This window comes from Sulfurimonas sp., from assembly GCF_026991475.1.
Lineage (GTDB): Bacteria > Campylobacterota > Campylobacteria > Campylobacterales > Sulfurimonadaceae > Sulfurimonas.
In genome coordinates this window covers 19067-27158 of record NZ_JALXBK010000015.1, presented here as the reverse complement: position 1 = coordinate 27158, position 8092 = coordinate 19067, and the positions used below count along the sequence as shown (strand labels likewise).

Annotated in this window: 13 protein-coding genes; 11 read left to right on the top strand and 2 right to left on the bottom strand. The window is 34.2% G+C overall.

The genetic code is table 11. The annotated features are described in order from the left end of the window. Positions 1–110: 110 nt before the first annotated feature. Genes MV589_RS01210 through MV589_RS01195 form a run of 4 tightly spaced genes read left to right on the top strand, consistent with a single transcriptional unit; the run spans position 111 to position 2601 of the window. Positions 111–1178, top strand: a complete 1068-nt coding sequence (locus tag MV589_RS01210) for a sensor histidine kinase (protein ID WP_297431278.1) — start codon at positions 111–113, stop codon at positions 1176–1178. A gap of 43 nt (positions 1179–1221) precedes the next feature. Continuing rightward, entirely contained in the window at positions 1222–1608 is a 387-nt protein-coding gene (locus MV589_RS01205) for a c-type cytochrome (RefSeq protein ID WP_297431276.1), read from the top strand. Next, complete coding sequence (locus MV589_RS01200) at positions 1608–2201, top strand: hypothetical protein (RefSeq protein WP_297431273.1); 594 nt, start codon at positions 1608–1610, stop codon at positions 2199–2201. Before MV589_RS01205 ends, MV589_RS01200 begins: the two co-directional genes overlap by 1 nt. Then, a complete protein-coding gene (locus MV589_RS01195) occupies positions 2173–2601 on the top strand; it encodes a DUF2141 domain-containing protein (RefSeq protein WP_297431271.1) in 429 nt (142 codons plus the stop codon). Before MV589_RS01200 ends, MV589_RS01195 begins: the two co-directional genes overlap by 29 nt. Before the next feature lie 46 nt (positions 2602–2647). Here the strand turns inward: MV589_RS01195 and MV589_RS01190 are convergent, their stop codons facing one another. Beyond that, a complete protein-coding gene (locus MV589_RS01190; protein ID WP_297431269.1) occupies positions 2648–2962 on the bottom strand; it encodes a hypothetical protein in 315 nt (104 codons plus the stop codon). Between the two features lie 178 nt (positions 2963–3140). Between MV589_RS01190 and MV589_RS01185 the strand changes: the two genes are divergently transcribed. From MV589_RS01185 to proB, 6 genes are all read left to right on the top strand, one after another. Then, positions 3141–4421 carry a ferritin-like domain-containing protein gene (locus MV589_RS01185; protein WP_297431267.1) on the top strand — a complete coding sequence of 427 codons (1281 nt, stop codon included), beginning with the start codon at positions 3141–3143 and terminating at the stop codon, positions 4419–4421. A 97-nt stretch (positions 4422–4518) separates the two neighbouring features. Further along, positions 4519–4743 (top strand): heme-binding domain-containing protein, encoded by a 225-nt coding sequence (locus tag MV589_RS01180; protein WP_297431264.1) that lies wholly within the window; start codon positions 4519–4521, stop codon positions 4741–4743. Between the two features lie 70 nt (positions 4744–4813). Then, positions 4814–5071, top strand: coding sequence for a hypothetical protein (locus MV589_RS01175; RefSeq protein WP_297431262.1), 258 nt, complete (start codon positions 4814–4816; stop codon positions 5069–5071). Beyond that, positions 5061–5342 (top strand): type II toxin-antitoxin system RelE/ParE family toxin, encoded by a 282-nt coding sequence (locus tag MV589_RS01170; RefSeq protein ID WP_297431260.1) that lies wholly within the window; start codon positions 5061–5063, stop codon positions 5340–5342. The genes MV589_RS01175 and MV589_RS01170 overlap by 11 nt, the downstream gene beginning before the upstream one ends. A 167-nt stretch (positions 5343–5509) precedes the next feature. Then, positions 5510–5950 carry a heme-binding domain-containing protein gene (locus MV589_RS01165; protein WP_297431258.1) on the top strand — a complete coding sequence of 147 codons (441 nt, stop codon included), beginning with the start codon at positions 5510–5512 and terminating at the stop codon, positions 5948–5950. A gap of 79 nt (positions 5951–6029) precedes the next feature. Beyond that, positions 6030–6857 (top strand): glutamate 5-kinase, encoded by an 828-nt coding sequence (gene proB, locus MV589_RS01160; RefSeq protein ID WP_297431256.1) that lies wholly within the window; start codon positions 6030–6032, stop codon positions 6855–6857. A gap of 38 nt (positions 6858–6895) precedes the next feature. Here the strand turns inward: proB and MV589_RS01155 are convergent, their stop codons facing one another. After that, the gene (locus MV589_RS01155; RefSeq protein WP_297431254.1) at positions 6896–7522 is read right to left on the bottom strand and encodes a CDP-alcohol phosphatidyltransferase family protein; all 627 of its coding nucleotides are present in this window, start codon (positions 7520–7522) and stop codon (positions 6896–6898) included. Positions 7523–7643: 121 nt separating this feature from the next. Between MV589_RS01155 and MV589_RS01150 the strand changes: the two genes are divergently transcribed. Continuing rightward, positions 7644–8078, top strand: a complete 435-nt coding sequence (locus tag MV589_RS01150; RefSeq protein ID WP_297431252.1) for an FAD synthase family protein — start codon at positions 7644–7646, stop codon at positions 8076–8078. The last annotated feature ends 14 nt before the right edge of the window (positions 8079–8092 follow it).

The following is an 8092-nucleotide window of genomic DNA, read 5'->3' as shown; positions in this document are numbered from 1 at the left end:
GTACCTTGGTGATGGCAAAGAGATGAGTGAGGGTTCCCTGCGTGTACACATCAATAAACTACGAAAAATCGGACTGCCCATTACAACCATAAAAAGAGTAGGATACCGCCTTGCATCATCATGAAAAGACAGCATTTTTAAAATTTTTCATTACCTACTTTGTAAGTATAGCACTCCTGATTTTAGCAGCGGGATTTTTCTACTATATTCAAATGAAGGACCATCTTTTAAAGGCCGAAGAGTTCTCACTAATAGAGTATGCCCGACACATTAAACTCCATCTTAATATGGATGAGTACCGTGATGGTATATATACACATAAGTTTGTAACAAGACCGGAAAAACACATAGATATACGCAATTTTACCGTTGCAGATAAATATTTTATGAAATATATGCCAACCAAAAAGCCTTACTACTATCTCCAAATTCTGAAAAAAAAAGATGCTTTTAACAAAAGACTTTTTGAGCTCAAAATCAAGATATGGACGCTCCAATTTTTACTACTTTTAGTGTTTGCCTTTATTAGTTACAAACTTGCTAAAAATGCCCTCAAGCCGTTCCAAGAGAGCATCTCAACACTTGATAAATTTGCAAAAGATCTCATACATGACCTAAACACACCTGTTACCTCCATTAAGCTTAATATGAAACTTCTTGAGAAAAAAGAGGAGTGTGCAGAAAATACCGCCCTGCAAAGAGTAAAAAAGAGTGTAGAGACTATCTCGGAGTTGCATGAAAACCTCACCATTCTCCTTCAAGAAGAGACTTTCCAACTTGAGCAGGTAAACCTCTGTAAAATCACGCAAGAGATACTCCAAACGCAGCAGCAAATATACCCAAACATTCGCTTCACGCAAGAGTGTTCAAACTTTACAGCCAAGCTCAACGCACACGCCATAAAGCAAATACTCCAAAATATCATCTCAAATGCCTGCAAATACAACACCCAAAACGGATATGTAAAAATCTACACCACCAAAAATGCCCTCTACATTCAAAACAGCGGACCAAAAATTCTAAACCCAGAAAAGATTTTCGAGCGTTCCTACAGCAGTGATAAACGCAGCAGCGGCATAGGATTAGACATTGTCAACCGCTTGGCAAGGGCGATGAGTATAGAGATAAGAGTGGAATCGGATGATGCGAGTAATACTTTCATCTTAACATTACGCTAACAAACAAATCCTATAATAGGACATCTTAAAACTAGGATTTGTTATGAAAAAGATAATAGTAACAGCAGCAGTGTTCGGTAGCCTCCTTTTTGCACAGAGTGCCCAAGAGCTTATAAAAGAGAATGGATGTCTTGCCTGTCATGCAGTAGCAAGTAAAAAAGCGGCTCCTGCATTTGCAGGAATAGGAAAAAGAAATAAGCGCTTTGAGGGTGACAATGCAAAAGCAACCATTATGAACTCTATTAAAAATGGTTCATCGGGAAAATACCCAATGTTTTCAGATAGTGCAATGCCTGCGTTTCCAAATTTTTCACAAGAAGAGTTATCAACGCTTGCTGATTATATCTTGGTACAATCCTCTAAAGCACAATGCAAAAGCAAAGGTCATGGTATGGGGCAAGGTATGGGAATGGGAAGAGGTATGAGATAATGAAATATCCTCCATTTTTTGATACGATTGAAAATATAGTCGTTTATGATGATTTGTGTAAATTTTTAGGTGTAAATGAAGATGGCATACTTGAATTTTCTTATGCTGATATAGTCAAATCTGCAGGGCACAGTTGTGCTACGGTTGCAGGGGCTTATTTGATGGCACAAAAAGGCTTGCAGGCACTTTACAAAGATGAGACTCCTCAGCGTGGCAATATAAAAGTAGAGCTTCAAAAAGCACCAAGAGAAGAGAACAGTGGTGTCGTTGGTGCAGTTATCTCCAACATCACCGGTGCAACTTCTGATTTTGGATTTGGCGGCATACCTACAGGAAAATATAATAGACGAGATCTGCTCTTCTTTGAAGCAGATATAGAGCATGACCTCTCTCTCACTCGTCTTGATAGTGGCAAAAAAGTTTATGTAGATTACAAACCACAAAAAGTGGTTAATCCTATGGCAATTTTAAAGTCTGCTATCAAACCTGATGCTACACAAGAGGATAAAGAGAGTTTTCCTCAAAGATTTCAAAAAATGGTACAAACTGTTTTTGAGAATGCTGATGAAGTTATTGAAATTACTCACTCTTAGCCTGCTTTGCACTGTTTTAACAGTGCAAGCAGAGACTTTGACAGTAATTGTAACAGGCTTGGAAAATAATCATGGAGAAGTACAATGCTCTCTTTACAACAAAGAGGGAACTATTCCCGATAAAGAGCTAAACAAATATTATAAAATGCAACGTGTATCTATAAATGGTACGCAAGTAAAAGTGATTTTTAAAAATTTACCAAAAGGTAGATATGCTGTAAATGTATTTCATGATGAGAATAATAATAGCATCATTGATAAAGGTCTGCTTATGCCTGAAGAGGGAGTAGGGCTTTCAAACTTTGAGACAATCAATTTTTTTCATTTGCCAAACTTTAAAAAAGCAAGTTTTCTACTAGCTGAAGACAAAGAGATTCAAATGAAAATCATCTATTTTTAATCTTTTGCAGAGGTTTGAAGCTCTGCAAAATTGAGTATTTTATACTCTATGCATAAGTAGAAAAACCAAATGCATTCGAAGTAGATTGTTTTGGCTTTGATTGGTCAATCATATCTAAAAGTGTTTGAGCATACTCATCACTACTCATAGATGTTGCGTCAACTTGTTTCATTTGAGAAACCATTGACTGCTTATCAGTTTGAGAGAGTGAACTCATTTTCTCTTTTAATGCACTTCTGTCTTCTTGTGAGAGACTCTGCATAATATCTTTCATGCCACCTTTACCTTGTCCACCACCGGCGCCTTGCATCTGTTGTTGCATCTGCATCTGTTGTGTTGAACCACTTGCATTTACATTCATAGTAAATCCTTTGATTTCATTGTATTAACTAACAAAAATTATTTCTTAATTAACACTATCTGTATTCTATAAAAACTGTGTTAAGAGAACGTTAAGTAAAGTAGAAACAAGCTGCTAACAATTCGCTAACACTCTTACAATACAATACTCCCAACAAACATAAAAACAGGAGTTTACAATGTCAATCAAAAAAGGTACAACAAGTATAATCTTATCAACAGCTGCAATGAGTATGTTGCTCGTTGGATGTGGGAGTAGCAGTTCAACAGATAGTACGACAACAGGCTACTTTATAGATACAGCAGTACAAAATGCTCACTACAAAACAAGTTCAGGAAAAGAAGGAGAGACTGATTCTCAAGGTAAATTTGAGTATAAGTCAGGAGATAATGTTACATTCTCTTTAGGAAAATTGCAACTTGGGACAGCTATACCTTCTACAGATGGTCTTGCTACACCAAATAATCTTTCAGATCAAAACGATACTGTTGTATTAATGCTTCAAACACTGCAATCTCTTGACAGTGATGGCAACGTCTCCAATGGTATAACAATTGCCCAAGAGACTATAGACAAGCTAAATGGATTGGATACAGAAATCTTTTTCTCTGATCTTAACGAGACAACACTTTTAACACTCAACAGTACATATGATCTCGGTTTAGATAAAAATGGTGATGGCAACTTAGATGTCAATGCAACTGAAGCAATAGAGCATATGAATGAAAGTGTGTATGAATGGAATAAATCACACTCTCAAGAAAATAGTAAAGGAGCAGGCTTCAACCTAGATGATTATCTTCCTTCACCAAGTTTAACACAACCACTAAAAGACTCTCTGGCATATATGGGAAATGAAGAACGACTCGCACATGATGTTTACTTAAACCTTTATGATTATCAACAAAGTAATGGTATTGAAATCAAACAACTTTATAATATCGCGACCAATTCAGAAAGTAAACATATTGCTATTGTGCAGTCCCTTGTGCAAAGATATGCTTTAAATGCTACAGATTTAACGGATGTTAATGAAACTGTCGTAAATGACAATAATATGTCGGCAACAACTATGCCAAGAGGAGTATATGACATTCAAAAGATTCAAGATCTATATGACTCTCTTTATGCTCTGGGACAAAACTCACAAGAAGATGCTCTTAAAGTCGGTTGTATGGTAGAAGTAACAGACATAGATGACTTAGACAAATACATCACTCAAGCACAAGACTCAAACGCAACAGACATAGAAGCTGCGTTTAACACACTTAGAGATGGGAGTTACAACCACTACTGGGCGTTTGACAAAGCACTTAAAAATATAGGTGTAACAAATGGTTGTTACTATGAAGGAGATGAGCTTCTAACAAATAAAGAGGGAATTTATCCTCAAAATGAGAATGGACAAAACGGGCAAGGAAATGGCAATGGCAATGGAAAACAGAAAGGACGCCAATAAAAGACAAAAAACATTAACGATAGATTAATATAACTATGCCATACTCATTTTCAATAATCACAAGAGAATGCAAAATGTAGCACCTATCTCTTGATTATTGCAGAGTGATATTGAAGATGGAAGAGAACATCTCAATATTTCAAACTGGCGACATCAAAGACACAACCATGGAGATGAATCTTCAGCTCAAGTTCGTAGTGGTCATATGCCTCCACTTATTTATACAGCTGTGCATCCAGAAGCAAGATTGAGTAAAAAAGAAAAAAAAGAGTTTATTAAAGGACTTATCAATACTTTTGGTGAAGAGAATTCCAATCTCTAAAATTCAAAGCTAAAGTGTTCTTCATTTTAGCTTTGATACAATAAGTCTAAATAAATTATTGGAGTTTATCATGCAAACTTTAGCTGTTCAAATTGAAGATGGTTATATACAAAATTTTATGAATTATGTTAATAATCATAGTGAAAATATCACTGTCTATAAAGATAAAAATTTAGAAGATGACTCATTTTTTTATGAAAGAAAGAAAGAATTACAGCAAATAAGAGCTGAAATACAAAGTGGTAGAAGCAAATTAATGTCATTTGCTGATTTTGAAAATAAGACTAATCAATTTGAAAAAGAACTTGAATTAAAATATGCAAATTAAACTCGGTAAAAAATTTGAAATAAACTTCAATATTATCTTTGAGTATATTGCAAAAGATAAACTTTCTGCTTCCAAAAAATTCAAAAAAAAACTATTTAAACAAATTAAAAATCTTCCAAACTTCCCATATAAATTTAGAAAATCCTATTATTTTGATGACGAAAAAGTTAGAGATATGACTTTTAAAAACTATACGATTATCTACGAAGTTAATCTTGACAATAACACAATAATAATTTTAAATATATTTCAAAAAAATAAACCGTTATAGAAGTTTAGATACAACAAAAACTGAAGTAATTGAAAAAGCTATAAGCTTTTTTTCAAAGTTTGCAGCTAAACTAAAAAATAAAGACGCCAATAAAAGAAAAAAAACATTAACGATAGATTAATATAACTATGCCATACTCATTTTAAATAATCACAAGAGGATGCAAAATGTCAAAAATGAAAACAATAACAATATCTGCAGTACTACTAGGTATTGCCATCCAGTTTGTACCCTATGGTAAAAACCATACCAACCCAAAAGTAGTACAAGAACCAAAATGGGACAGCCCACAAACTCGTGCACTTTTTATGCGTGCATGTGCTGATTGTCACTCAAATGAAACAAAATGGAAATGGTATAGTAATGTAGCACCTATCTCTTGGCTAGTTCAGAGTGATGTTGAAGATGGACGAGAACGCCTAAATATCTCGAACTGGCGCCATCAAAGACACAACCATGGAGATGAAGCTTCAGCTCAAGTTCGTAGTGGTCATATGCCTCCACTTATTTATACAGCTGTACATTCAGAAGCAAGATTGAGTAAAAAAGAAAAAAAAGAGTTTATTAAAGGACTTATCAATACTTTTGGTGAAGAGAATGATGAGTAGCAAGACTCTTTTATAATTTCAAAATAAGTTTTATATGTTATTCTAAGAGAACAATTGAAGCTGTGAGGAGTTGATAATTTTGAAAAGAGTTGTATTTAAAGTAGGAAGTAGTGTTTTAACAAATTTAGATGATATAGCAAAAGAGAGAATGCTAAATTTAGTTTCACTACTTGCAGAGGCGAGAAAAAAGTATGAAGTTGTTCTTGTGACATCTGGGGCTGTTGCCGCTGGATATACTGCACTTAAACTTGATAGAAAAAAAGAGGTAAGTAAAAGAGTTTTAGCCTCAGTTGGACAGCCAATACTTATGAGCAGTTATAAAAGTAAATTTGATATTTTCAATGTCGATATAGCTCAAATTTTATTGACTGAAGAGGATTTTGACTCAAGAGTGCATACAAAGATTTTTCAACAAATCATAGATAGAACTTTAGAAAACAATATTTTACCCATTGTAAATGAAAATGACATCTCTACAACACCTGAACAACTCTTTGGTGACAATGACCAACTCTCTGCACATGTTGCACACTATACTAATGCCGATATTCTCATAATCTTAAGTGATATTGACGGATATTATGAAGAGAACCCAAAAACAAATCCAAAAGCTAAAATTAGAAAACTTGTTTCAGAGATTAAAGATGAAGAGTTAGACCAAGAGCACTCACCAAACAATGAATTTGCAACAGGTGGAATCGTTACAAAATTAAAAGCTGCACGATATATGATGAACCATAATAAAGAGATGTTTTTATGTAATGGCTATGATTTAACATCAGCAAGAGAGTTTTTATTTGAAGATTCTTATACAAAAGGAACGCTATTTTCTGCTGAAAATCTATCAAATAAATATTTTGAAAGAGATAAATTAGAAAAAACAAGTAAAAATTGTATTAGACATTGAAATTTAAACTGCCCACAATCTGCTAACACTTTTACCTCTTATATAAGTTGTACACCATAAATAGCCGTTATTACTAAAGTATAAGCTACAAGGAGGTAAACATTTCTTGGGTTTCCTGAAAGTTTTGGTGTTTTAATCTCAGATACATTTAAGACAGCAAGAGTCACCCCACTCGCATATAAAATAATAATAAATATATCATGACTTACTACCCCATTGAGTAAAAAAACAGAGACTAAAATAAGGCTGTTGTTGTCTAATGCAAGTCCTGTGTATTTTGTTCCACCGGCTAAACCATAAGTGCTAAAATAGCTAAGTCTTATTGCAGCAGCAGCTATCATAATAAAAGCTCCAATTAAAAATATAGGCGCAAACTTTCCATAAGACATAAGTAAGATTGCAGGAGTCACCCCATAACTTACTATATCTATAAGTACATCAAGTTGTCCACCAAACTTTGCGTCCGTCGGTGTTCTACCCTTTAACTTTCTTGCAACCAATCCATCAGCCCAGTCAAAGCCAACCGCCCAAACCATTCCAATCATAGCTGCCGCGTACAGACCCGTAATACTAAAATATATAGCAAGAACGGTACAGGCTAAACCTGAGAGGGACAAGAGGTTTGGAAGGTCTTTTACATAAGAGAGGATTGTTGGTTGTTTCATTTTTACACCTTATTTTATTTTATTATATCATAATTCAATATTTAAACAAATATTAAATTAATTTTTAGTAGTCCTCTCCTTTAAGCTTGCGTGGGTACTATGGAATAAATAAGGAGTTGAAATGAAAATAGTATATACAGTTGGTACCTTTGACATGGTTCATGTTGGTCATTTAGACTTATTAGAATACTGTGCAAGCTTGGGTGATAAGTTTATAGTAGGAGTAGCTTCAGATGCAGTAGTAGGTTCATACAAAAAAAATGTACCTATTATTCCACTAGAACAAAGAATGCAAATGCTAAAAGCATTAAAGTGTGTAGATGATGTTGTCTCTTATGATACACTTGAATATGTAAGCAACTGCAAAAAGTTAAATGTTGATGTCTTTGTTATTGGTGAAGATTGGGGAGATAAAACACACAATATTGCCGTTGAAAAATATTTGAGATCAAAGGGTGCAAAAATTGTACAAGTCAGATACAATCCTTTAACTTCTTCAACAAAAATAAAACAAAATGTTATTGCACAATCTCACAAAAGAATATCTACCCTTTAACGATACCTTAACAG